Here is a 23920-nt window from a genome sequence, read left to right as displayed (position 1 = left end):
GCGAACGTGGGTTTAGGACGACTTACTCGCTCGCTACCTGCGCCTGCAGGTGCTTGCTGCGTTTCTGCTTGCGCAGCTTATCGATCAGGCGGTGCGCCTCGGCATGCGTCGCCACCGCCGGTGAGGAGCCGCTGAGCGGCTTCTGGGCCGTCTCGCGCAGAGTCAGGACCGTAATCAGGCCGATAATCCCCGCACCCATCATGTAGTAGGCAGGCATCATCACGTTGTGGGTGGTGTCCACCAGCCAGGCGGTGACCAGCGGCGTGGTACCGCCGAACAGCGAGACCGACAGGTTGAAGCCAATCGCCAGCGCGCTGTAGCGGATATCGGTAACGAACAGGGCCGGGAGCGTCGCAGGCATGGTGCCGCTAAAGCAGGTGTGCAGCACGCCAAGAATAACCAGCCCGCCAAATACCGCCAGCATATTGCCGGAGCCGATCAGCATAAAGCTCGGGATCGCCAGCAGGATCAGCCCGGCAGCGCCGAGGGCGATGACCGGACGACGGCCGATGCGATCGGTCCAGTAGCCCCATGCAAGGGTTAACGGCATCATCACAAACATGATCACCATCACCAGCAGCAGGCCGGTCAGCTCGCTCATGCCCAGCACGCTGGTCAGGTAGCTTGGCATGTAGGAGGTCAGCATGTAGTTCGAGACGTTGAATACCAGCACCAGGCCGATGCACTTCAGGATCTGCTTGCGATGTTTGTTCAGCATCTGGATCAGGCTAAGCTGTGGCTTGCTGTGCTCCAGCGCCTCTTGCTTATCCATGTGATCTTTAAACGCCGGTGTCTCCTCAAGCTTAAGACGAATGTAGAGGCCAAACAGCCCCAGCGGCGCAGCGAGAAAGAACGGAATACGCCATCCCCAGGAGTGCATCGCCTCGGTAGGCAGAACCGCGATCATAATCGTCACGAGGCTGGCACCCAGCAGATAGCCCCCGAGGGTACCGAACTCCAGGAAGCTGCCCATAAATCCGCGGCGTTTATCGGTGGAGTACTCTGCGATAAAGGTTGCTGCACCACCATATTCGCCCCCTGTGGAGAAGCCCTGCACCAGACGCGCCACCAGCAGCAGGATCGGTGCGGCGATGCCAATGCTGTCATAGTCGGGGATCAGGCCGATGCTGAACGTACCGATCGACATCATGATCATCGTTAAGGCCAGGATCTTCTGGCGACCAAAGCGATCCCCCAGCGGGCCGAAGACCATCCCACCGATAGGGCGTACCAGGAAGGCGGCGGCGAAGGTGCCGAAAGAGGCGATCAGCTGTGCGGTACTGCTGGCACCCGGGAAGAAGACCTGGCCGATGATCACGGCCAGATAGCTGTAGACCCCGAAGTCGAACCACTCCATGGTGTTACCGAGCGCGGCTGCGCCGACGGCCTTTTTAAGCAGGCCGCTATCGATAACGGTGATATCGTCTACGGTTAACTCGTTGCTTGTTGAAGCGTTATTCTGGTGCTGGTTTAACGTCGTTCCGTTGCTCATAAACTCCCCATGAGTGTGGATGGCGCAACCTTATAGCTTTCGCAGCCGTAAAACCCAATTCAAAGGAAATGAAAGCTATAAGATGCAGATAATGATGGTTCGCCACGTTTAGCGGCGGGGGTACACCATAAATAAAATAGTCGAGGGGTGCAACTTTTTGGCGGGATAAGCTGCTTTTCTCTGAAATGGTGGCGATATCAGCTTAATCTGAACGGTGTGGTAGCAATAAATAAACCCCCTAAACTACAGGGAATATTATTTCGCCTGCTAACGATCTATTTAATTGCGGGCATTAGCACTATCATGGGGCAACCCTTTTTTATATTTTTCTGTAGTGATGACTATCTCAATGAACCCCCAGCGGCAAGCCGATCTTCTCCTTATTATGGTCACCCTTATCGCCGCCTGCGGCTGGATTTTTTCCCGTGAGGGGATCTCTGGAATGCCGGTTTTTGCCTTTTTAGGGCTACGTTTTGGCTGTGCCGCTCTGGTTCTGCTGCCGTTCTGCCGAGGCCAGCGCATTGCGCGTGAACAGATCGTAAGAGTGCTTATCAGCGGGGGCTGGATGGCGCTGACTATGTGCCTGTGGATCTACTCTGTTTCAACCACTCCCTCGATCGGCGAAGGCGCATTTATCATGAGCCTGTCGATGCTGTTCGTGCCGCTGGTGGCATGGGGGATGATGAAGGTCCGGCCCGCGCGTGCCTACTGGGAGTGTCTGCCGCTGGCCTTTGTGGGACTGGGGCTGCTCAGCTTACAGTTCCCGATATCGTTTCACGCCAGCCAGGGGTGGTTTTTGTTGACTGCCGTGGTGCAGTCGATCTCGTTCTGCTACACCAGCCGCTGCGCCAGAGAAGTGCCGCTGCTGCCGCTGACGGCGGTGCAGCTGGGGATGACCGGCGTAGTGGGTTTAGTACTGTCAGGGCTGACAGAGACGTGGACTCAGCCGTTCACCGCGACCACCGCGATGTGGTTGCTTGCCAGCATCCTGATCGCCACCAGCCTGCGCTTCGGCCTTCAGCTTCAGGGGCAGAAGCATGCCGCCGTCGCCAATGCGGCAATTATCATGGTTCTCGAGCCACTATTGACGGTGATTGCGGCGGCAATCTGGTACGGAGAGAAGCTGCCGATGCAGAAGATCACCGGCGGAATACTGATTTTGGTGGCCCAGCTGTGGTTTAGATGGCGGATGGTAGTGCGGTCGTAATAGGGGATAGGGTGAGTAAAAGATGGTGTAGGGTGGTAGGCCGGGAGAAGCCGTCGCTCTGATACCGCACCTCGCCGAAGCTGCCGTACTGGCCGCTCCAGCAGATATGGCTCTATCATTGAGCGACTTTATCGTTACTCGGTTAAGGCCAATACTAAACCATAAGGTATTGCCTATTCACTTGTTATATATGTGTGATCTACCATGATGCTGTTTCGATCCCATATTCGCTCGCGAATATGACAAACCCTTTGCTTAAGTCTTTATTAATAAAAATCTTTTCATCTGTATGATTTGTTAATTTATTTTGATACCAGAAAAAATCTAAATTATTCTTTACGGAGTTATAAGGCAAAGATAAGAAGAAAATATTACTATCCGTTTTTATCATCAAAGTCACGAAATCTTGGCCCGAAATTTTAGCGAGGAAACTTTCAAAAAGTACCTTCTCAGACTCAATATCATAATGATTTTTTCTAAGCTTAAGTTTGTCGTGAGATTTATTAACAACTTCTTGATAAGTTATATGACGGCAGTTAATATCTTTTCCTTGCAGATTCGTCTCAAGTATAATCTTCTTTATGAGTGTTTTTAGCTCACTATTTCTTTTTGCTTCCTTCAGCTTGTTTTTTAGATCTATGGACATTTCTTTTTGCCTCTCATGTCTGTAATGCCCCTTTTTTCTTCAGGAATATGCCCGACGTGTTGATTGTATCTAATGTTTTTTTCTAACGGGTTACCATGAAGATCATCTGCAGTATGTAAGTGTGGGCCTCGGCCAAATTTATCCTCTTCATGCATTATTATGTACTTTTTGACACCATTGTCATCAAATTCCCAAACAGTACGGTTTTCATACTTATTGTCAAAAACTTTTGTAGAAACAGGTATGTTAGTTTTTTTTGGTATAGCTAGCTGTCTTTTGGCTGCTCGAAATTGAGATTTGAATGTAATAGGAGAATCGTTCAATCCCCATGGATCAATCCACCCCAGCGGATTCGGCGCATACTGATAAAGATTCAGCCCACCTAATAACCCAATCGGATCAACTCACATTATCAGACCTACACGAGTATCATACTACCGGAATGTTACGTTGGATCCAGATAAAATCACGTCATAGTTCATACGCTACCACCATAACCTAGTAAATCCGCCTATCTTTACCCGCACGGTCTTACTGAAGTAAAGCTTCAGATGTTCAATTTTTTGATAATTAATAGTCAAGTGAACATATTAATATCATCAAGGGCATCTTCAGCTCTCGATGACACCATCTCATTTGAATTTAGCATTTTATCTTTCAAAAAAGGGATTACTACATCTTTGTCTATTTTTCCATTTACTCTGGCTAAATGCCCCAGACAGGTTAAAGCCAACCCACTAATATCATCGTCATAATTATTTGCCATCCTCATTAACTGCTTTTCAGCCCATTCCACGTCACTTATGTTATAGGCAATATAAAGAAGAGTATCGGTTACTTTGCTTGATTCACCAGAATCAAGCAATTTTTCTAAATGTAGCTTATTTTCATCCACCACAAATTTTTCCTTTTCTAGTTGTCTTGGCATATTTTCTTAACGCAGATTGTTGCTTGTTATCCAAAGCATCCCAATCACGTACATGTCCATGGTATTCATCTATATTATCTGTTAAAGATCGAGTTTTATCTAATACAACAATTTCATTGTTAGCAATATCAACACCAACTCGTCTTGGTGATGTTGGTTTTACTTGAACGGAATTGTCTAAGGCGGTCTGACCATTTGTTGGTGCTCGGCTTTTTACTGAATTATCAAAAGTACTATGGTAAGGCGCGTCCTTATAGACGTTTACCTTATCACCACTTAATCCAAGAGGATCAATCCACCCCAGCGGATTCGGCGCATACTGATAAAGATTCAGCCCACCCGCCAGCCCAGTCGGGTCCTGCACCGTGAAGCGTCCCACCTGCGGGTCGTAATACCTGAACAGATTATAGTGCAGCCCCGTCTCGCTGTCGGCGTACTGTCCGGCGTAGCGCAGCGGCTGATGATACAGGATTCCGTTCTGCAACAGTCGTGAGAAGCCGTCGCTCTGATACCGCACCTCGCCGAAGCTGCCGTACTGGCCGCTCCAGCAGATGCTGCCCTGTTCATCCGTGACGTCCAGCGGGGCACCGTTCAGATCGGTGCTGAACCAGCAGATATCGCCCTGGCTGTCGTTCCTGAGATGGTCGATACGCGCCAGCGGGCTGTAGGCTTCGTTCGGATCATAAACATAGGTCCGGCAGCGATCTTTTTGCTGCTCCTGCAGCAGGCGGTAGCCCTGCCACAGGAAGCGGGTCTCTGACGTACCGCGCTGCGTGGTGACGGTTTTTCGGGTCCGACGGCCCAGGGCGTCATAGTGATACTGCGCCGTAAACCTGCCTTCCGGTCCCGTGCCTTCTGCCTTTATCAGCCGGTTTTCCGCATCATAGACATAATGCTGATCGCCCGTGGCGCTGCGGCGGCTGATAAGGTTGCCCCAGGTATCATATTCCATTACCCGGTGCTGCCAGTGCAGCAGGCGATTACCGGTGACCGGCAGGGCAGGCAGGTTATCATCCGGCAGCAGGTTACCGGCGGCGTCATAGCGAAAATGTGCGGTGCTGTGCCCCCGACGGGCTTCATAATGTTTCAGCAGGCGGCCTTCGGCGTCGTAGCCGTAGTGTATTTCACCCCGCAGGGTGTCGCTGACGCCTGCCAGCTCGCTGCGTCCGGTATAGCGATAAATACGCTCCAGCATCGCCTGTTCCGGCAGCGTGACGTCGGGAAGCCGTGCGCTGCGTTGCAGGCTGCGTCTGCCGAGTCTGTCATACTCCCGCTGCTGGGTGCGTACTCCCTGGCTGCGTTCGGTTTCCCGGTGCAGGCGGTCACGGGTGAAGTCGCTGATGGTCTGCTGGTTAAAGCGGACGGCGCTGACGTGGCCGGAGCCGTAATGCAGCCATGACAGCCGCTGCCCGCCGGGCAGGGTGAGGGCGGTCAGGTTACCCAGCGCGTCACAGACATAGTGCAGCTCACCGTTGACACCCTGTTCACCGAGCAGGTTTCCCGCAGCGTCATAGGTAAACTGAATCTCATCCTCACTGACACCCCGTGCCATGCCGTCGGCTGTTGGCGTGCGCAGCAGGCCGGTAAGTTGCCCGTTCTGGTTACGCCGGTAGCGGTATCCGGCATCACGGGTGGTCCGTGCAGTAAGCAGGCCGCTGTCGTCATAGCCGAACTGCTGCCACCGACGACCAGCCCCGCCGTCGGCGGCAGGGCTGCCGCGCTCTTCAAGCGCAGTGAGAAAACCCCGCGTGTCCCACTGCATCTGCCGTGACGTCTCATCGGGCCGGATCTCGCTCAGCGGGTGGCCCGTGGCGTCATAAGTAAACCGGTATTCAGCGCCGTTGCCGTTCTCCAGCCGTAACAGATTGCCACGCGGATCGTAGTGCCAGCGGCGGGTATGCCCGGTACGGTCGGTGAAGCTGACGGGCAGGCCCAGGACGTTATACGCCTGGCGCACCTCGCTCTCCAGCGGATCGCGCCAGCCCGTGAGCTGTCCGCGTCTGTTCCATATCAGCGATTCGCGGCTGCCGTCGGGGTGAATAACGCCGCTGAGCTGCCCGGCCGCGTTCCATTCCCGGCGGGTGATGTGACCTTCGGCATCCTCGCTGCGGACAAGCTGCCCGAAACGATCGTACTCAAACCGCGTGACGCTGCCGGCGCAGTCGGTGCGGCCTGTCAGCAGCCCCTGATGGTTCCACTGCAGCTGAACCACGCCGCCGGAGGCATCCGTGATGCTGTCCGCCAGAGGATCGTTATCGTCCGGGTAGTGGTATGTGGTGCGGTGTCCACCGGGATCGGTTTCAGACTCCAGCCGCCCCCGCAGATCATATGCCGCCTGCGAGGCGGCCTGGTCAGGATAAACGATGCGGGTCAGGCAGCCGGTCTGACGGTACCAGTGGTACGCTGTGGTTCGTCCTTCCGGGTCGGTCTCCTGCGTCAGGCGTCCGTACCTGTCCCATACGCTGCGGCGAATGGCTCCGCCGGGAAGAATGACGTCTGTGAGCTCCCCGTCGCGGTAGACAAAGGCGGTCCGGCGTCCGTCAAAATCCGTATAGCTGGCGACGTTGTCATCGTCATCAACCAGCCAGTGCGCCTGTGCACCATCGTCCCGGATGACCCGGCGTGTGCCGCTCTCAATGTCATAATCCAGCGTCAGCTGTTTGCCGCCGCTGTGCCGGAAGGTCACCACGCGGGGCAGGCCTGCAAGGGTCTGCCAGCGGTACTCGCTCAGCAGACCGTTTGCATCCTCATGGGCAGTCATCAGGCCATCCTGCCAGCAAAACCGTCTGCGCACGCTACCGCCCCGGCCCGTCACGGTGACGAGCTGGCCCTCAGCGTCATAAGCATAACTGACCAGGCAGATCTCATCATCCAGCCAGGCGCTGTCAAGACGCCCGCCCTGATAACGGCACACCACGCGCTGACCGGCGCTGTCGGTCAGGGCATATAACGTCCGATCGGCGTTCCACTCGAACAGAATATCGTTGCCGCAGGGCGCTGAAATGCGCCGGAGCAGAGCACGTTCATCCGGTTTGAAGGGGGCATAGTGCCAGCGCTCGCCGCTGGTATCATACACCGACCAGGTATCGTCCTGATGATGTTCCAGCCAGCGCTTTTCGGCCTGACAGTAGACGCGCTGGCCCTCCGGCACCCCCGGGAAGGAGATACAGTCCCCCGACGGCGCGCGCCACACCAGCCCGTCACCGTAGCGTTCAAGGGAGGTTTCCCAGAACAGGCTCCAGCCACGACCCAGCACGCTGTCGCCAGGGTTACCGCTGCGCCAGCAGCGCTGCCAGCGTACCGGCAGGCGGGAAGGGAGGGTAAAATCCAGCTCGTCATCACCACAGAGAAATTTTTGTCCGCTGACGATATCCACCGGGCGGGCGATAATGCCCACCGCGGCGACACCGGCCATCAGCTGTCCGGCACGACAGGCGATGCGCGCCAGTTTGTTAATACCCGGCAGTTTACTCAGCAGGCTGCCGAGCGCACCGGCTTCCCCGCCAGCGCCACCGGCTCCCCCGAGCAGTCCGGCGAACAGCAGCGTCAGATCCGAGGCTTTGTATAATCCGTCCGGGACCTCAGCCTGCACGGGCAGGGTCTGCTCTGAGGCACCGCCAATCAGCACATTGGGCGAGCCGGAGATGATGGTCGCCCCGCAGGTAGTCCGGTCCCCCAGGCGTGCAGCAGGCAGGCCGTTGATGTAGACCCGTGACGATCCTTCGGCCAGGTGCTGAGCGCCATCCTCCTGACAGGAGACCAGACTGGCGGTGGCCACTGCGGCAGGCCTGCCGTTGATGAAGACATTGGGTGAGCCAGTAGTGATGACGCCCTGCTGCGTCATGCTCCCGGCTCCGCCCTCTGCCAGCGAGTCCCTTGCCGCCGTTGCCAGCTCACCGGTAAGCCAGCCCACAGCAACGCTGAGTCCGACAAGCAGCACGCCCACGCCCAGGCAGGACGCGCCCATTCCGGCAATAAACAGCGCCCCTGCGGCAAGGCCTCCCGCTGCGGCAATAAATCCACCCACAACGGTACCGGCCATCATCCCGGCCAGGGCGGCGGAGTGACCGATGTCATCCCCAACGCGTGCGGCTGCAAACATAACAACTCTCCCTGTTGTCAGGCGTGAAGACGAAAGCTTTTAAGCAAGGAGTGGAACAGGACACTGTCCGCCTCTGTCAGCACCACCGTTGCGGTCATGGTGAACACAAGGATGTGTGCTCCTTGCGGATTAAACACCGCCTGCTGCTGCCAGACCTGCCTCCCGCTGCGCTGGTAGCTGCCATGAACAATCTCACCGTGCGACAGGTTCTCGCCCAGGGTGGCAGGGCAGCGCGCGCTCTGCTGCCACTGTTTAAGGTGCTGCTGCATCTGAGCGAGCTGGCGGTCAATGTAGGCAGCAAGGGCTTCGTTTGGCCCCAGACTATCGCGGGAAACGGTGAATGAGGGGGCGTCCTTAGCAAAGGACGTGAAGATATTGACGGTGCGATCCTGATAGCCTTCAGGAAGCGTTACCTGACCTTCATTGAGCAGACCGAATGAATTGAGTTCCGACATGTAGCGCGTCCCTGACGTATGTTGCAGATAAGTAGAAGGTCTCTAATGCTCTGGCATTAAATACCTCCGACAGGAAATTTCAATCGACAAGATGGAGTTACGCGCTGTTAATTTGATTTAGGGCAGGGTTGTTGCTGAAATTTGAAAATTCAGACAGCTTGAGACTATCTGGCTGATTATTAGAGGAGTTATTAATAGGGATGAAAAAAAATCCACGCCGAAGCGTGGATTCCTATTTGCAGCAGGAGAGGTTAGACGTTGAACAGGAAGTTCATTACATCGCCATCTTTCACGATGTAGTCTTTGCCTTCGGCACGCATCTTACCGGCCTCTTTCGCACCCTGTTCGCCTTTATAGGTAATAAAGTCTTCGAAAGCGATGGTCTGGGCACGGATGAAGCCCTTCTCGAAATCGGTGTGGATCTTGCCTGCGGCCTGCGGGGCGGTTGCGCCCACCGGGATAGTCCAGGCGCGAACCTCTTTCACACCAGCGGTGAAGTAGGTTTGCAGGTTCAGCAGTTCATAGCCAGCGCGAATAACGCGGTTCAGGCCCGGCTCTTCCAGACCCAGCTCGGCCATAAATTCATCACGGTCGGCATCGTCCAGCTCGGCAATGTCAGACTCCACGGCGGCGCAGACGGCAACTACAACTGAACCTTCTGCGGCAGCAATTTCACGCACTTTGTCGAGGTACGGATTGTTTTCAAAACCGTCTTCGTTGACGTTAGCGATGTACATGGTCGGTTTCAGCGTCAGGAAGCTCAAGTACTTAATGGCAGCCTTGTCTTCTTCCGTCAGGTTTTTCAGCGCGCGCAGCATGCCAGCGTTTTCCAGCTGCGGCAGGCATTTTTCCAGCGCGGCCTGTTCCGCTTTTGCGTCTTTATCGCCGCCTTTGGCTCGTTTCTGCACGCGATGCAGGGCGCGCTCGCAGGTGTCGAGGTCGGAAAGCGCCAGCTCGGTGTTGATCACCTCGATATCGTCAGCGGGATCCACTTTGTTATTTACGTGGATGATGTTGTCGTTCTCAAAGCAGCGCACTACGTGACCGATAGCTTCGGTTTCACGGATGTTGGTCAGGAACTGGTTACCCAGGCCTTCACCTTTGGACGCGCCTTTGACCAGGCCTGCGATGTCAACGAACTCCATCGTGGTCGGCAGAATGCGCTGGGGCTTAACGATCTCCGCCAGCTGATCGAGGCGCGGATCCGGCATCGGCACCACGCCGGTATTCGGTTCAATAGTACAGAACGGGAAGTTGGCAGCTTCGATGCCCGCCTTGGTCAGCGCATTGAACAGGGTAGATTTACCGACGTTCGGCAAGCCGACGATACCGCATTTGAATCCCATGGTTTACATCACCTTAATATCTTGATAATCAACCTGTTAGATGAAACAGATTGCTGAAAAGTTAATAACTTAGCCTATTATACACGTTACAGACGCGCTGCGCGGCAAAAATGGCGTCGCCCAGGGCTACTGCGCCTTAAACGCGTGCAGTCGATTGGTCGCTTTGACCAGATCCTCTTTCAGCCACAGCTCGGTGCAACGCACCGCTTCGTCAACGGCATCATCGATTAGCTTCTGCTCAGAGGCGGGCGGTTTGCCCAGTACAAAGCCCACAACTTTGTTTTTATCCCCCGGATGCCCAATTCCCACGCGTAAGCGGTGAAAGTTAGGGTTATTGCCAAACTTGCTGATGATATCTTTCAAGCCGTTATGACCGCCGTGGCCGCCACCCAGCTTAAACTTTGCCACGCCGGGAGGAAGATCCAGCTCGTCGTGGGCCACCAGCACCTCGTCCGGGTTGATACGGTAGAAGGTTGCCATCGCCGCCACGGCTTTACCGCTGAGGTTCATAAAGGTTGTCGGCACCAGCAGGCGAACATCTTCGCCCGCCAGGTTAATACGTGAAGTAAAGCCAAAGAATTTAGGCTCTTCCCGCAGCGGGGCGCGGTAGCGTTCGGCCAGCAGGTCGACATACCAGGCCCCGGCGTTATGACGGGTAGCCGCATACTCTGCGCCCGGGTTGGCAAGGCCGACAATCAGTTTAATCGTCACGTCTCTTTTCCTGAAAAGTTCACTCTTTGGCGCGTAGTTTACGTGGTAGCGCCGGCATTGACAAAATTCTGCCGCTAAAAGATAAAAACAGGAATAATTGCTTTAAACAACTATTAGAAGTTGATTGAGTTCAGCGGTTTATATGTAAAGTTCTGTGAATAAGATATTTATAAATGTGATCCCGCCCGCACCCTGTCAAAGAGGCCCTGCCTATACTTTATCCATAAGGATTGGGGATGTTTCCCGTTCAGCCCACAACGCCGGAGGTGACATATGAAACGCAAAAACGCATCGAGACTCGGTAATGCGCTTATGGGTTTAGGGTTAGTGGTGATGGTCGTTGGCGTCGGTTACTCCATCTTAAATCAGCTTCCGCAGCTTAACCTGCCGCAGTACTTCGCCCACGGGGCCATTCTTAGCATCTTCCTGGGGGCTATTCTCTGGCTGGCAGGGGCACGCATCGGTGGCCACGAGCAGGTGTGCGACAAGTACTGGTGGGTGCGCCACTACGACAAGCGCTGCCGTCGGGATCAACATAAGCATAGCTGATGATAACCAGCAATTTTGTCGGGTGGCGCTGCGCTTACCCGACCTACCCAACACTAAACGACTCTCGGGAGTCGTTTTTTTTACATTTTTTTTGCGAGTCCATTGACCCTCACGTAACGTAAGGCCCCAGAGTAGCGCTACTGGTTAGGACAAGGAGCAGCAATGTTAATTCAGGTAGGCGAGCTGGCAAAACGCGCTGGCATCACCGTTCGCACGTTACATCACTACGAACAAACCGGGTTGCTGCCGCCTTCCGCCAGAAGCGAGGCAGGCTACCGGCTCTATAACCTTGCGGATGTACAGCGCCTGCATATGATCCAGGCGCTGGCAAAAGCAGGGCTGGAGCTTGCCGAAATCAAGGACTTTCTGGAGCAGGATACGCTCTCACTTCCCGAACTGCTCGATGCACAAATCGCGCTACTGGACAGGCAGCTGCGCAGCATCCATACGCTACGCGACCAGCTTTGCATGCTGCGTACCGGGCTGGAAAATGAGAGCGAACCGGATCTGGAGTCCTGGCTACAGACTCTGGAGTTAATGACTATGTACGATCGCTGGTTTACCAAAGAAGAGCTACAGCAGCTGCCGTTCGCTGCCGAAGGCGAACGACTGGCCTCCCTCTGGGCGGCGCTGGTCAAGGAAGCGCAGACCCTGATGGCGCAAAAGATTACCGAGACCGATGCCAACGCCATGGATCTGGCGATCCGCTGGATGGATCGACTGGAGCAGGATACGGCGGGCAAGCCGGAGTTTCTGACCCGGCTTAATGAGATGCACAGCGTGGAACCGCAGATGCGCGAGCGGACGGGCATTACGCCGCAGATTATCGACTACATCACCCGCGCCTTTGCAGAGAGCAAGCTGGCTATCTGGCAGCGTTATCTTACCCCGCAGGAGATGGCTTTTACCCGTGCGCACTATTTTGACCGGCTAATGGAATGGCCACCGCTGGTGGCGAAGCTGCACCAGGCCACGCGGGAGGAGTGCGATCCTGCGTCTGAGCAGGGCCAGCAGCTGGCGCAGAACTGGCTGGTGCTTTTCCAGTCCTACGCCGGGGATCATCCCGCTACCCAGCAGAAATTCCGCGTGGCTATGCAGCAGGAGCCGCTGCTGATGAAGGGGACCTGGATGACTCCTGAGGTGCTGGCCTGGCTGCAGCAGGCGATTGGGGTAATGATGCAGCGCCGATACGCTGCATTCTAATTATTACAGGTCCGCCAGCGCCGCTTGCCGGTCAGGGTAGAACGCCAGCCGCCCGGCAATCGGCTTCACGCCTGCGCGCGCCATCGTGCGCAGGGGCTGAAACTCCAGGTTGCTGACCCGCAGCTCACAGCCTTCCGGCAGCCGTTTAACAAAGCGCTGGAATGCATCCAGTCCGCCTGCGTCCAGCACCGGTACCGCATCGCACTTCAGCACCACGATTCGCTTGCCAGCAATCCGTGACTCCAGATCGGTAAACAGCCCGTCGGCCGCGGCGAAGAAGAGCGGCCCAATGACCCGCAGCACGGTGACGTCATCGGGTACCTCGACGTTAACCGGCGCGAGGCGGGTCATACGGGCGATGCGGCGCATAAAGAGCAGCGATGCCAGCACGATGCCGACGCTGATAGCGATTACCATATCAAACAGCACCGTCAGCGACATGCACATCAGCATCACCATGATGTCATCCGTCGGTGCGCGTCGCAGCAGGTTAACGACCTTATGCGCTTCGCTCATGTTCCAGGCTACCATCAGCAGCAGGGCAGCCATTGCCGACAGCGGCAGCCATGAGAGCAGGGGGGCGAGCGCCAGCAGGGCGAGGATCACCAGCAGGGCGTGGATAATCGCCGCCACTGGCGAAGTTGCGCCCGCGCGCACGTTGGCCGCCGAGCGGGCAATTGCCGCGGTCGCGGTAATGCCGCCGAAGAAGGGGGCGATCAGGTTGCCCAGACCCTGACCGATCAGCTCGTTATTGGCTTTGTGCCGCGTGCCGGTCATGCCGTCGAGCACCACCGCGCAAAGCAGAGACTCAATTGCCCCAAGCATCGCCATGGAAAATGCGGCGGGCAGCAGCGCCTGCACCGAGGTCCAGCTCAGGGTAAACGAGGAGCCGGGCATCTGCCACGGCAGCACCAGCTGGGGCAGAAGCTGCGGAATACCGCTGCCCTGGGTACCATCGGCCAGCAGATAGTGAAAGCGCGATCCGATGGTCGCCACGTCAACGCCAGCCAGCTTAACCAGCGCCATCACCGCGCAGCCAGCCAGCAGGGCGGGAAGATGGCCTGGAAGGCGGATCCCGAGGCGCGGCCAGAGAATGAGCACCCCAAGGGTAACCACGCCGATGGCGGCATCCCCCAGGTTAAGGGTAGGCATCGCCATCACCAGCGCGCCAACCTTCTGCAAATAGTGCTCTGGCACCTGAGCCATCTGCAGCCCAAGAAAATCTTTTATCTGCATGGTGCCGATGGTGATGCCAATCCCGGCGGTAAAGCCCAGCGTGACGGGGAGCGGAATGTACTCGATCAGGCGACCAAAGCGGGCGAGGCCGAAGAGGATCAGAAACAGTCCGGAGAGAAGCGTGGCCACCAGCAGCCCCGCGAGACCAAACTGCTGGGAGACGGGATAGAGGATCACCACAAATGCCGCCGTAGGGCCGGAGACGCTAAAGCGCGAGCCGCCGCAGAGGGCAATGACAATCCCGGCCACCGCCGAAGTGTAGAGGCCATACTGCGGCGCGACGCCGCTACCGATAGCCAACGCCATCGCCAGTGGAATGGCAATGATGCCGACGGTAATGCCCGCCACCAGGTCGCGGGTGAAACGTGGGAAGGTATATCTCTCTTTCCAGCATGCATCGATTAGCGCGCGGAAGGGTAAAATCTCTGAAAGGTTCATCATCTTCATAAAGGCTAGTCATTCATACACGTATTATCCGTCATATGAATGTTAGATAATGCGTGAATACATCATACAAATGGTTTTCAGATACAAAAAAACCCGCCGAAGCGGGTTTTTAGTATACAGCGCGATTAATGCTCAAACATCGCGGAGATGGATTCTTCGTTGCTGATACGACGAATCGCTTCGGCCAGCATGCCGGAGAGCGTCAGGGTACGCACGTTCGGCAGGGCTTTGATCTCAGCGGAGAGCGGGATAGTGTCGCAGACAACCACTTCATCGATCACCGAGTGACGCAGGTTGTTTACCGCGTTGCCGGAGAAGATCGGGTGGGTAGCGTAGGCGAAGACACGCTTCGCGCCGCGCTCTTTCAGCGCTTCTGCTGCTTTACACAGCGTACCGCCGGTATCGATCATGTCGTCAACCAGCACGCAGTCGCGACCAGCAACGTCACCGATGATATGCATAACCTGAGAAACGTTTGCACGCGGGCGGCGCTTGTCGATGATAGCCATATCGGTATCGTTCAGCAGCTTAGCAATAGCACGCGCACGCACCACGCCGCCGATGTCCGGAGAGACAACGATAGGGTTATCGAGATTCAGCTGCAGCATATCTTCCAGCAGGATTGGGCTGCCGAACACGTTATCAACCGGAACGTCGAAGAAGCCCTGGATCTGCTCGGCGTGCAGGTCAACGGTCAGGACACGGTCAACGCCCACGCTGGAGAGGAAGTCGGCAACCACTTTTGCGGTGATAGGCACACGCGCGGAGCGCACGCGGCGGTCCTGACGGGCATAGCCGAAGTAGGGGATAACAGCAGTGATACGGCCTGCGGAAGCACGACGCAGCGCATCAACCATGACAACCAACTCCATCAGGTTGTCATTCGTTGGAGCACAAGTGGACTGGATGATGAAAATATCACCACCGCGTACATTTTCGTTGATTTGTACGCTGACTTCGCCGTCGCTAAAGCGACCTACGGCGGCGTCGCCGAGAGAAGTGTACAGGCGGTTGGCAATACGTTGTGCTAGTTCCGGGGTGGCGTTACCAGCAAAAAGCTTCATATCAGGCACGAGAAGAACCTCAGGCATGCGTCCAGTGGTGGATAGCGTCGCCGAAAACTGTGCGGGCCAGGCTACGCTATCCAGGCGATGTGTTTAAAGAGCGCGATGCAACGTCTGGATCAGAGGTGACGTTGTCACCGAGTCTCAATTAGCTCCGAATTGACCAGTTTTTTATGCAGCGGTGACACGTTTACGCCGCGCGCGACAAAACCCTGCAGCCATTCCGGGGCTTGCTCAAGCACCTGACGAGCGGAGGACTCTGAGTCAAATTCAGCAAAGACGCAGGCTCCTGTGCCAGTCAGGCGCGACGGCGCGTATTCTAACAGCCAGGAAAGCGCCGCATCAACCTCGCGAAAACGTTTTCTTGCGATAACCTCGCAATCGTTGCCGAATTCACAGTTTAGTAACGTATTAATTGGCCGCTTTGGCGTATTGCGAGGCAAATCAGGATCGTTGAAGATGGCCGGGGTCGAAATGTGTACGCCAGGGTGTGCCACCAGATACCACTTCTCCGGCGGATCTACAGGCGTCAGCTCCTCGCCAACGCCCTCAGCAAAGGCCGCATGGCCGTGGACGAAAACCGGGACGTCCGCGCCAAGGGTTAACCCCAGCGCCGCCAGCGCCTCCACCGACAGTCCGCAGCCCCAGAGATGGTTCAGCGCGACCAGCACCGTCGCCGCGTTAGAGGAGCCTCCCCCCAGCCCGCCGCCCATCGGCAGACGTTTATCGATGCGAATGTCCGCGCCGCTGCCCGCAGGCAGGGAGTCGCGCTCAGTGGCCGCCTGCTGAAGTAGCCTGGCGGCGCGCACGATCAGGTTATCGCTCTCCGCCACGCCCTCTACCGGGGTCAGCAGACGGATCTTCCCGTCGCTGCGCGGTTCAATGCTCAGGGTATCGCCATAGTCGAGAAACTGAAACAGCGTCTGCAGGTCGTGATAACCATCGCGCCGCTGGCCGGTGATATATAAAAAAAGATTAAGTTTTGCCGGCGAAGGCCACTGGGTCATCATTTTACAATCCAGTTATCCATCTTCAGTTTGATCCGCTGACCGTCCTGGTTGAGCTCCATGTTGGACGGCATTGCAGGAGTAGATTTCGCATCGTAGCCGCCATAGGTGACCTTCCAGGTCTTGCCGTTCTGGGTATAGTTGAGCTCGCTCAGACGGTACTGGCTATCCAGCTTATAGTCGGTGGCGTCGCCAGGCAGGCCGAGGATCCACTGGCGCAGGCTGTTCAGCGGGATCGGCATGCCGGTCAGCTTGCCAATCATCTCTTCGGCGTCGGTGGCGGTATAGTGCTGACCTTTGTTATCCACCAGCTCTACGCTGCCCGGTCTGGCGTTCAGCTCCAGCTCGGTGCTGCCAAGGGGATTGGTCAGCAGCAGGCGGTAGTTATCCTGGCCGGTCTGCTGCCAGAAGAAACGGGCGTATACCTTTTGGCTATCGGAGAGGTAAGCAAAGGCCCCGCGCGTCTGGTACTGGCTCAGGTTACGCACCTCCTGCTGATGCTGACGCCACTGCGGCGAGTCCGGACTTTTACCCGGGCCTTTCGGCGCATGAATAGAGCAGGCGGTAAGTACCAGGCTTGCAAGCGGTAACAGGCGAAGCAGTCGACGGTCCGGTAAAGTCATAATGAGGACAAATCCTTGTGGTGCGTTTCGGTTATAATCTTTAATGCTAGCGCTGAGCAGGAATACCGTCTACGTTCAAGTTGTCTTAAATCATGAAATTACCAATTACTCCAAAAGGGGGCTGTCTCTTTTATTGACCCGACGCATCCTGTATGATGCGCACAGACTAACCTTATCAACGCTGGTACTACTCCCGCTGACATGACTCTTTTAGCGCTCGGCATCAACCACAAAACGGCACCTGTCTCACTGCGGGAACGCGTTACGTTCACGCCGGACACGCTCGACCAGGCCTTAGAGAGCCTGCTGGCGCAGCCCATGGTGCAGGGTGGGGTAGTCCTGTCAACGTGTAACCGCACCGAGCTATACCTGAGCGTAGAAGAGCAGGACAACCTGCAGGAAGCGCTTATTCGTTGGCTGTGTGACTATCATCACCTGGATGAAGCCGAGCTGCGTAAAAGCCTCTACTGGCACCAGGACAACGATGCCGTTAGCCACCTGATGCGCGTTGCCAGCGGCCTCGATTCGCTGGTGCTGGGCGAGCCGCAGATCCTGGGCCAGGTGAAAAAAGCCTTCGCCGATTCCAGCCGCGGACACCTGAACGCCAGCGCGCTGGAGCGTATGTTCCAGAAATCCTTCTCCGTGGCCAAACGGGTACGTACCGAAACGGATATCGGCGCCAGCGCCGTATCGGTGGCCTTTGCCGCCTGTACGCTGGCGCGGCAGATCTTTGAGTCGCTCTCCAGCGTGACGGTGCTGCTGGTGGGCGCGGGTGAAACCATTGAGCTGGTGGCCCGTCATCTGCGCGAGCATAAGGTGCAGAAGATGATCATCGCCAACCGCACCCGCGAACGCGCCGAGCTGCTGGCCGGTGAGGTGGGCGCAGAGGTGATCTCCCTCAGCGATATTGACACCCGCCTGCAGGATGCGGATATCATCATTAGCTCTACCGCCAGCCCGCTGCCGATAATCGGTAAAGGCATGGTTGAGCGCGCGCTGAAATCCCGGCGTAACCAGCCCATGCTGCTGGTGGATATCGCCGTTCCCCGCGACGTCGAGCCGGAAGTCGGCAAGCTGGCAAACGCCTATCTCTACAGCGTTGATGACCTACAAAGCATTATTTCGCACAACCTGGCGCAGCGGAAAGCCGCCGCCGTGGAAGCAGAGACCATCGTTGCTCAGGAGAGCAGCGAGTTCATGGCCTGGCTGCGCGCCCAGAGCGCCAGCGAGACGATCCGTGAATATCGCGGCCAGGCAGAGCAGGTGCGCGACGAGCTCACCGCGAAAGCCCTTGCCGCCCTTGAACAGGGTGGCGATGCCCAGGCCATTGTGCAGGATCTGGCCCGTAAGCTGACTAACCGCCTGATCCACTCTCCAACCAAATCACTTCAGCAGGCTGCCCGTAACGGGGACGATGAACGCCTGCATATTCTGCGCAACAGCCTCGGGCTGGAGTAGCACAACAACCTCTTATTACAGGGTGCATTTACGCCTATGAAGCCTTCTATTGTTGCCAAACTGGAAGTCCTGCACGAACGCCATGAAGAAGTTCAGGCGCTGCTCGGCGACGCGGGAACCATCGCAGATCAAGACCGCTTTCGTGCGCTGTCGCGTGAATATGCGCAATTAAGCGATGTCTCGCGCTGCTTTACTGACTGGCGACAGATTCAGGAAGATATCGAAACCGCACAGATGATGCTCGACGATCCCGAGATGCGCGAGATGGCGCAGGAAGAGCTGCGCGAGCTGAAAGAGAAGGGTGAGGAGCTTGAAGCCCACCTGCAGGTTCTGCTCCTGCCGAAGGATCCCGACGACGAACGCAACGCCTTCCTTGAGGTCCGCGCCGGAACCGGCGGTGATGAAGCCGCGCTCTTTGCCGGGGATCTGTTCCGCATGTACAGCCGCTACGCCGAATCCCGCCGCTGGCGTGTGGAGATCATGAGCGCCAACGAAGGCGAGCATGGTGGCTTTAAAGAGGTGATTGCCAAGGTGAGCGGCGAGGGCGTTTACGGACGCCTGAAGTTTGAATCCGGCGGCCACCGCGTACAGCGCGTCCCGGCTACTGAGTCGCAGGGGCGTATTCACACCTCCGCCTGTACCGTGGCGCTGATGCCGGAGCTACCGGAAGCGGAGCTGCCGGACATCAACCCGGCGGATCTGCGTATCGATACCTTCCGCTCCTCCGGTGCGGGCGGCCAGCACGTTAACACCACCGACTCGGCGATCCGTATTACCCACCTGCCCACCGGCATCGTGGTGGAGTGCCAGGACGAACGTTCCCAGCACAAGAACAAAGCCAAAGCGCTGGCGGTGCTCGGCTCGCGTATTCGTGCCGCCGAGATCGCCAAACGCCAGCAGGCAGAGGCCTCAACCCGTCGCAACCTGCTGGGCAGCGGCGATCGCAGCGACCGTAACCGGACCTATAACTTCCCGCAGGGGCGCGTTACCGATCACCGTATCAACCTGACGCTCTATCGTCTGGACGAGGTGATGGAAGGCAAGCTCGATATGCTGATTGAGCCTATCGTGCAGGAGTACCAGGCCGATCAGCTGGCGGCGCTGGCCGAGCAGGAATAATGGATTATCAGCACTGGCTACGCCAGGCGGTAAGCCAGCTTGCGGCGAGCGAAAGTCCCCGCCGCGATGCGGAGATCCTGCTGGGTTTCGTTACCGGCAGGGCGCGCACCTTTATCCTGGCCTTCGGCGAAACCGCGCTGCTGCCCGCCGAGCAGGCGCAGCTTGAAGCGCTGCTGGCCCGTCGCCAGCGCGGCGAGCCGGTGGCCCATCTGGTGGGTACGCGCGAGTTCTGGTCGCTGCCGCTGTTTGTCTCTCCGGCCACGCTCATCCCCCGCCCGGATACCGAGTGCCTGGTTGAACAGGCCCTCGCCCGTCTGCCGGCTACGCCGTGCGATATCCTCGATTTAGGTACCGGCACCGGCGCGATTGCGCTGGCACTGGCCAGCGAGCGTCCCGACTGCCATATCACCGCCGTGGATCTTATGCCCGACGCCGTGGCCCTTGCCCAGCGTAACGCGGAGCACTTAGGCATCGCTAACGTGACCCTGCGGCAGAGCCACTGGTTCAGCGCGCTTACCGGCCAGCGCTTTGCCACTATCGTCAGCAACCCGCCCTATATTGACGAGCAGGATCCGCATCTTGCCGAGGGCGACGTACGCTTTGAGCCGCGCAGCGCGCTGGTGGCGGCAGAGTGCGGGCTGGCAGACCTGGCGTGGATTATCGAGCAGGCGCGCGCGTTTCTTCTGCCTGACGGCTGGCTGCTGCTGGAGCATGGCTGGCAGCAGGGCGACGCCGTGCGGGCACTTTTTGCTAAATATCACTACCAGGACGTTGAAACCACGCGGGATTACGGCGGCAACGAGCGGCTGACTGCGGGTAGGTTAGGACCATCGCATCCATAAGCAAGGCTGACTGAAGCGCCGTTTGGCGTTATCATCAACGTCGAATACCGTGACTGGGGTAAGTAATGAGGTCGTTAGCCGATTTCGAATTTAATAAAGCACCGTTATGCGACGGGATGATCCTCGTTTCACAACTTATCCGCGACGACTTTCCGTCGCAGTATGTCTGTGAGGAGCTGGAGAAGCTGGTTGCGCTGGCCCGCGAAGAGATTAGCGAGGTGCAGCCGCAGGAAGGGCAGCTAGAGAAGCTGCTTGCCCTCTTTTATGGCGACTGGGGTTTTCAGGATTCGCAGGGCGTCTATCGCCTGTCGGATGCGCTGTGGCTTGATAGCGTGCTGAAAAACCGCCAGGGCAGCGCCGTCTCCCTGGGTGCGATCCTGCTGTGGGTAGCCGAGCAGCTGGATATTCCGCTGTCGCCGGTGATCTTCCCGACGCAGCTGATCCTGCGCGCCGAGTGGATGGACGGTGAAATGTGGCTGATCAATCCGTTTAACGGCGACACGCTGGATGAGCACACGCTGGAAGTATGGCTGAAGGGCAATATCAGCCCGATGGCAGAGCTGTTTAACGAGGATCTCGACGAGGCGGATAACGCCGAAGTGATCCGCAAGCTGCTCGACACGCTGAAATCGGCGCTGATGGAAGAGCAGCAGATGGAGCTGGCGCTGCGGGCCAGCGAAGCGCTGCTACAGTTTAACCCGGAAGATCCCTATGAGATCCGCGATCGCGGGCTGATTTACGCCCAGCTCGATTGCGATCACGTCGCGCTGCATGATTTAAGCTATTTTGTGGAGCAGTGTCCGGAAGATCCGATCAGCGAAATGATCCGCGCACAGATAAATACTATTTCGCATCGGCAGATTACGCTGCATTAATCCGATGAGTTCCGATTCAAACCTGATAAGGCGATTCTATGAAACAAAAAGTGGTTAGCATTGGCGATATTAACGTGGCAAACGATCTGCCGTTCGTGCTGTTTGGCGGCATGAACGTGCTGGAGTCACGCGACCTTGCGATGCGTATTTGCGAGCACTACGTTACCGTGACCCAGAAGCTGGGCATTCCGTACGTGTTCAAGGCCTCTTTTGATAAAGCCAACCGCTCCTCTATTCACTCCTATCGTGGCCCAGGCCTCGAAGAGGGGATGAAAATTTTCCAGGAGCTGAAGCAGACCTTCGGCGTAAAAGTGATCACCGACGTGCATGAAGCTCACCAGGCGCAGCCGGTATCTGAGGTTGTTGATGTGATCCAGCTTCCCGCTTTCCTTGCTCGCCAGACCGATCTGGTAGAAGCGATGGCGAAAACTGGCGCGGTGATTAATGTGAAGAAGCCGCAGTTCGTGAGTCCTGGACAGATGGGCAACATCGTCGACAAGTTCCGCGAAGGCGGCAACGAGAAGGTGATCCTGTGCGACCGTGGCGCAAACTTTGGTTACGACAACCTGGTTGTAGACATGCTGGGCTTCAGCGTGATGAAAAAGGTCTCTGGCAACTCGCCGGTGATCTTCGACGTCACCCACGCCCTGCAGTGCCGCGACCCGTTTGGCGAAGCCTCCAGTGGCCGTCGTGGTCAGGTGACCGAGCTGGCGCGTGCCGGTATGGCGACCGGACTGGCGGGCCTGTTCATTGAGGCGCATCCGGATCCAGCCCATGCTAAATGTGACGGCCCGTCCGCGCTGCCGTTGGACAAGCTGGAGCCGTTCCTCAAGCAGATCAAAGCCATTGACGATCTGGTGAAGAGTTTCGACGAGCTCGACACCGAGAAGTAATAAAAAAACCCGCCTCGGCGGGTTTTTTTATGGCCATCACATCAGGCAAATATCGTCATCAGATAGGCAACAAATAGCGCCAGGTGCGCCGCGCCGTTTAACACGTTGGTGCGCCCGGTAGAGAACGAGATCTGGCACAGCAGCAGCGAGGCCAGCATCACAATCATCTCTGGCCCACCAAGGGCAAACACCAGGTCGTTGCCGGTGACCCAGGCAATCAGTGTTACCACTGGCACCGTCAGAGAGATGGTCGCCAGCACCGAGCCAAAGAAGAGGTTCATTGCGCGCTGAACCTGGTTATTCAGCACTGCCCGCAGCGCCCCCAGACCTTCTGGAGAGAGGATCAGCAGCGCGACCAGGAAGCCAGTAAAGGCCACCGGGGCGTTCATCTCCGTTAGCAGCGTCTCCAGCGGATTGGCGTTCATCTTCGTAACTGCAATCACCGCCACCAGATGGATAATCAGCCACACCGCGTGCCAGAGGCTGCTGTGTGCCGACGGCTTACCGTGGTGCGGATCGCTGTCGTCACCTTCATCCTCATGCTCATAGACAAACAGGCTCTGGTGGGTTTTGGTCTGGATCAGCAGGAAGACGCCGTACATGGCCGCTGAGATCAGCGCAACCAGCAGCGCCTGGCCGGTGGTGAAGTTAGCCCCCGGCAGCGCCATGGGGAAGACCAGCACAATCACCGCCAGCGGGAAGAGGGCGATTAAATACTGTTTGATACCGAACAGATTCATGTACTGGGTGGCAAACTTCTGCCCGCCCAGCAGCAGCGAGAAGCCTACCAGACCCCCGGTAACAATCATGATGATGGAGTAGAGCGTGTCGCGCATCAGCGTCGGCGCAGCGTCGCCGGTGGCCATCAGGGCTGAAATCAGGCTAACTTCAAGAATAACCACCGAAAGGCTTAAAATCAGCGAGCCGAAGGGCTCCCCGAGTCGGTGTGCTAAAACGTCCGCATGGCGGACAACGCTAAAGGCGCTGCTAAGAATGCCCACTAACGCGAGCAGGTTGATACCGATGACGGCTGGCAGTGACTGGGTCGTCCCCCAGAAAAAAAGCACTGCCAGCGCCAGTACCGGGAAAATGAGCGTGGTCTCCTTATGGCGGGTTTTAACCGCCTCATGCGTCGCTGTCATCGTGGCTCTCCGTAGTGTGCTGTTGCTGATGAGTATAGTTAAGATTTTTTCAGGACATTAAAATAGCAGAACAGGGGCGAATTTAAGTCAATTTTTACCTTTTTTTACGGCATTGGCATTTTTTTGGCGCATGACGGGCAGATTACGATGCTTTGTTGAAAATTGGTTTAATAAATAGAAACTTAAAACCAGGAATTCGCAGATTTAGGCCGTGGGTGGCGAGGCGCGGCGTTGTCAGCCACACTTAAGGTTTGATAACCAAAAGGAGAGGTCACATGCCCTACAAAGCAAAAGGCGATCTGCCAGACAACGTCAAAAACGTCCTGCCTGCTCACGCTCAGGATATCTATAAAGAGGCATTCAACAGCGCCTGGGATCAGTACAAAGATAAAGACGACCGGCGCGGAGATGACAGCCGGGAAGAGACCGCGCATAAGGTGGCCTGGGCGGCGGTGAAGCATGAGTATGAGAAGGGCGACGACGATAAATGGCACAAAAAGAAATAAGCCGCTGAAATAGCTGTCGTTAACGCTAAACCCCCTTTTTTTGCGTTGCCGCTTTCGTGCGGCATGGCG

Annotated in this window: 21 protein-coding genes and 1 pseudogene; 9 read left to right on the top strand and 13 right to left on the bottom strand. The window is 56.7% G+C overall.

From position 1 onward, the window contains the following. Positions 1-22: 22 nt before the first annotated feature. Positions 23-1492 (bottom strand): glycine betaine/L-proline transporter ProP, encoded by a 1470-nt coding sequence (gene proP, locus NR795_RS08215; protein ID WP_144818745.1) that lies wholly within the window; start codon positions 1490-1492, stop codon positions 23-25. A gap of 349 nt (positions 1493-1841) precedes the next feature. On the opposite strand from proP, the gene NR795_RS08210 reads away from it, so the two are divergent. Further along, on the top strand, positions 1842-2699 hold the full coding sequence (locus NR795_RS08210; protein ID WP_144818771.1) for a DMT family transporter: 858 nt from the start codon (positions 1842-1844) through the stop codon (positions 2697-2699). A 199-nt stretch (positions 2700-2898) separates the two neighbouring features. Here the strand turns inward: NR795_RS08210 and NR795_RS08205 are convergent, their stop codons facing one another. From NR795_RS08205 to pth, 7 genes and pseudogenes are all read right to left on the bottom strand, one after another. Next, a complete protein-coding gene (locus NR795_RS08205) occupies positions 2899-3345 on the bottom strand; it encodes a hypothetical protein (RefSeq protein ID WP_257757858.1) in 447 nt (148 codons plus the stop codon). Then, positions 3336-3746: pseudogene (locus tag NR795_RS08200) on the bottom strand (HNH/endonuclease VII fold putative polymorphic toxin); the annotation flags it as partial. The pseudogene NR795_RS08200 and the gene NR795_RS08205, both read right to left, overlap by 10 nt. Before the next feature lie 176 nt (positions 3747-3922). Then, positions 3923-4243: a hypothetical protein gene (locus NR795_RS08195; protein WP_257757856.1), complete on the bottom strand. Its 321-nt coding sequence runs from the start codon at positions 4241-4243 to the stop codon at positions 3923-3925. After that, entirely contained in the window at positions 4233-8375 is a 4143-nt protein-coding gene (locus NR795_RS08190) for an RHS repeat-associated core domain-containing protein (protein WP_257757855.1), read from the bottom strand. Before NR795_RS08190 ends, NR795_RS08195 begins: the two co-directional genes overlap by 11 nt. Before the next feature lie 17 nt (positions 8376-8392). After that, entirely contained in the window at positions 8393-8830 is a 438-nt protein-coding gene (locus NR795_RS08185) for a DUF1795 domain-containing protein (RefSeq protein WP_257757854.1), read from the bottom strand. A 251-nt stretch (positions 8831-9081) separates the two neighbouring features. Next, positions 9082-10176, bottom strand: coding sequence for a redox-regulated ATPase YchF (gene ychF, locus NR795_RS08180; protein ID WP_144814688.1), 1095 nt, complete (start codon positions 10174-10176; stop codon positions 9082-9084). Between the two features lie 126 nt (positions 10177-10302). After that, entirely contained in the window at positions 10303-10887 is a 585-nt protein-coding gene (pth, locus tag NR795_RS08175) for an aminoacyl-tRNA hydrolase (protein WP_144814691.1), read from the bottom strand. A 273-nt stretch (positions 10888-11160) separates the two neighbouring features. On the opposite strand from pth, the gene ychH reads away from it, so the two are divergent. After that, positions 11161-11436, top strand: coding sequence for a stress-induced protein YchH (ychH, locus tag NR795_RS08170; protein WP_144814695.1), 276 nt, complete (start codon positions 11161-11163; stop codon positions 11434-11436). Between the two features lie 162 nt (positions 11437-11598). After that, a complete protein-coding gene (locus NR795_RS08165) occupies positions 11599-12639 on the top strand; it encodes a MerR family transcriptional regulator (RefSeq protein ID WP_257757853.1) in 1041 nt (346 codons plus the stop codon). A gap of 3 nt (positions 12640-12642) precedes the next feature. Here NR795_RS08165 and dauA read toward each other — a convergent pair whose 3' ends face one another. From dauA to lolB, 4 genes are all read right to left on the bottom strand, one after another. Further along, positions 12643-14322, bottom strand: coding sequence for a C4-dicarboxylic acid transporter DauA (gene dauA, locus NR795_RS08160; protein WP_257757852.1), 1680 nt, complete (start codon positions 14320-14322; stop codon positions 12643-12645). Positions 14323-14447: 125 nt separating this feature from the next. Continuing rightward, positions 14448-15395, bottom strand: a complete 948-nt coding sequence (gene prs, locus NR795_RS08155) for a ribose-phosphate diphosphokinase (protein ID WP_144814705.1) — start codon at positions 15393-15395, stop codon at positions 14448-14450. Positions 15396-15520: 125 nt separating this feature from the next. Then, the gene (ispE, locus tag NR795_RS08150; RefSeq protein ID WP_144814711.1) at positions 15521-16396 is read right to left on the bottom strand and encodes a 4-(cytidine 5'-diphospho)-2-C-methyl-D-erythritol kinase; all 876 of its coding nucleotides are present in this window, start codon (positions 16394-16396) and stop codon (positions 15521-15523) included. Continuing rightward, entirely contained in the window at positions 16393-17016 is a 624-nt protein-coding gene (lolB, locus tag NR795_RS08145) for a lipoprotein insertase outer membrane protein LolB (protein ID WP_144814713.1), read from the bottom strand. Before lolB ends, ispE begins: the two co-directional genes overlap by 4 nt. A gap of 201 nt (positions 17017-17217) precedes the next feature. Between lolB and hemA the strand changes: the two genes are divergently transcribed. The 5 genes from hemA (at position 17218) to kdsA (ending at position 22203) form a co-directional block, all read left to right on the top strand. Continuing rightward, complete coding sequence (hemA, locus tag NR795_RS08140) at positions 17218-18474, top strand: glutamyl-tRNA reductase (RefSeq protein WP_144814716.1); 1257 nt, start codon at positions 17218-17220, stop codon at positions 18472-18474. A 36-nt stretch (positions 18475-18510) separates the two neighbouring features. Then, entirely contained in the window at positions 18511-19593 is a 1083-nt protein-coding gene (gene prfA, locus NR795_RS08135; RefSeq protein ID WP_144814719.1) for a peptide chain release factor 1, read from the top strand. Beyond that, on the top strand, positions 19593-20435 hold the full coding sequence (gene prmC / locus NR795_RS08130; protein WP_257757850.1) for a peptide chain release factor N(5)-glutamine methyltransferase: 843 nt from the start codon (positions 19593-19595) through the stop codon (positions 20433-20435). Before prfA ends, prmC begins: the two co-directional genes overlap by 1 nt. Before the next feature lie 65 nt (positions 20436-20500). Then, positions 20501-21310: an invasion regulator SirB1 gene (gene sirB1, locus NR795_RS08125; protein WP_144814726.1), complete on the top strand. Its 810-nt coding sequence runs from the start codon at positions 20501-20503 to the stop codon at positions 21308-21310. A 38-nt stretch (positions 21311-21348) separates the two neighbouring features. Next, positions 21349-22203 carry a 3-deoxy-8-phosphooctulonate synthase gene (gene kdsA, locus NR795_RS08120; protein ID WP_222888031.1) on the top strand — a complete coding sequence of 285 codons (855 nt, stop codon included), beginning with the start codon at positions 21349-21351 and terminating at the stop codon, positions 22201-22203. Positions 22204-22244: 41 nt separating this feature from the next. On the opposite strand, the gene chaA is transcribed toward kdsA, so the two are convergent. Beyond that, the gene (gene chaA, locus NR795_RS08115; RefSeq protein WP_144814732.1) at positions 22245-23345 is read right to left on the bottom strand and encodes a sodium-potassium/proton antiporter ChaA; all 1101 of its coding nucleotides are present in this window, start codon (positions 23343-23345) and stop codon (positions 22245-22247) included. A gap of 275 nt (positions 23346-23620) precedes the next feature. On the opposite strand from chaA, the gene chaB reads away from it, so the two are divergent. Beyond that, positions 23621-23851: a putative cation transport regulator ChaB gene (gene chaB / locus NR795_RS08110; RefSeq protein WP_042396109.1), complete on the top strand. Its 231-nt coding sequence runs from the start codon at positions 23621-23623 to the stop codon at positions 23849-23851. Positions 23852-23920 lie beyond the last annotated feature (69 nt).

It is taken from the genome of Pseudescherichia sp. L3, assembly GCF_024656065.1.
Lineage (GTDB): Bacteria > Pseudomonadota > Gammaproteobacteria > Enterobacterales > Enterobacteriaceae > Pseudescherichia.
This window is presented reverse-complemented; position numbering and strand designations above follow the sequence as displayed.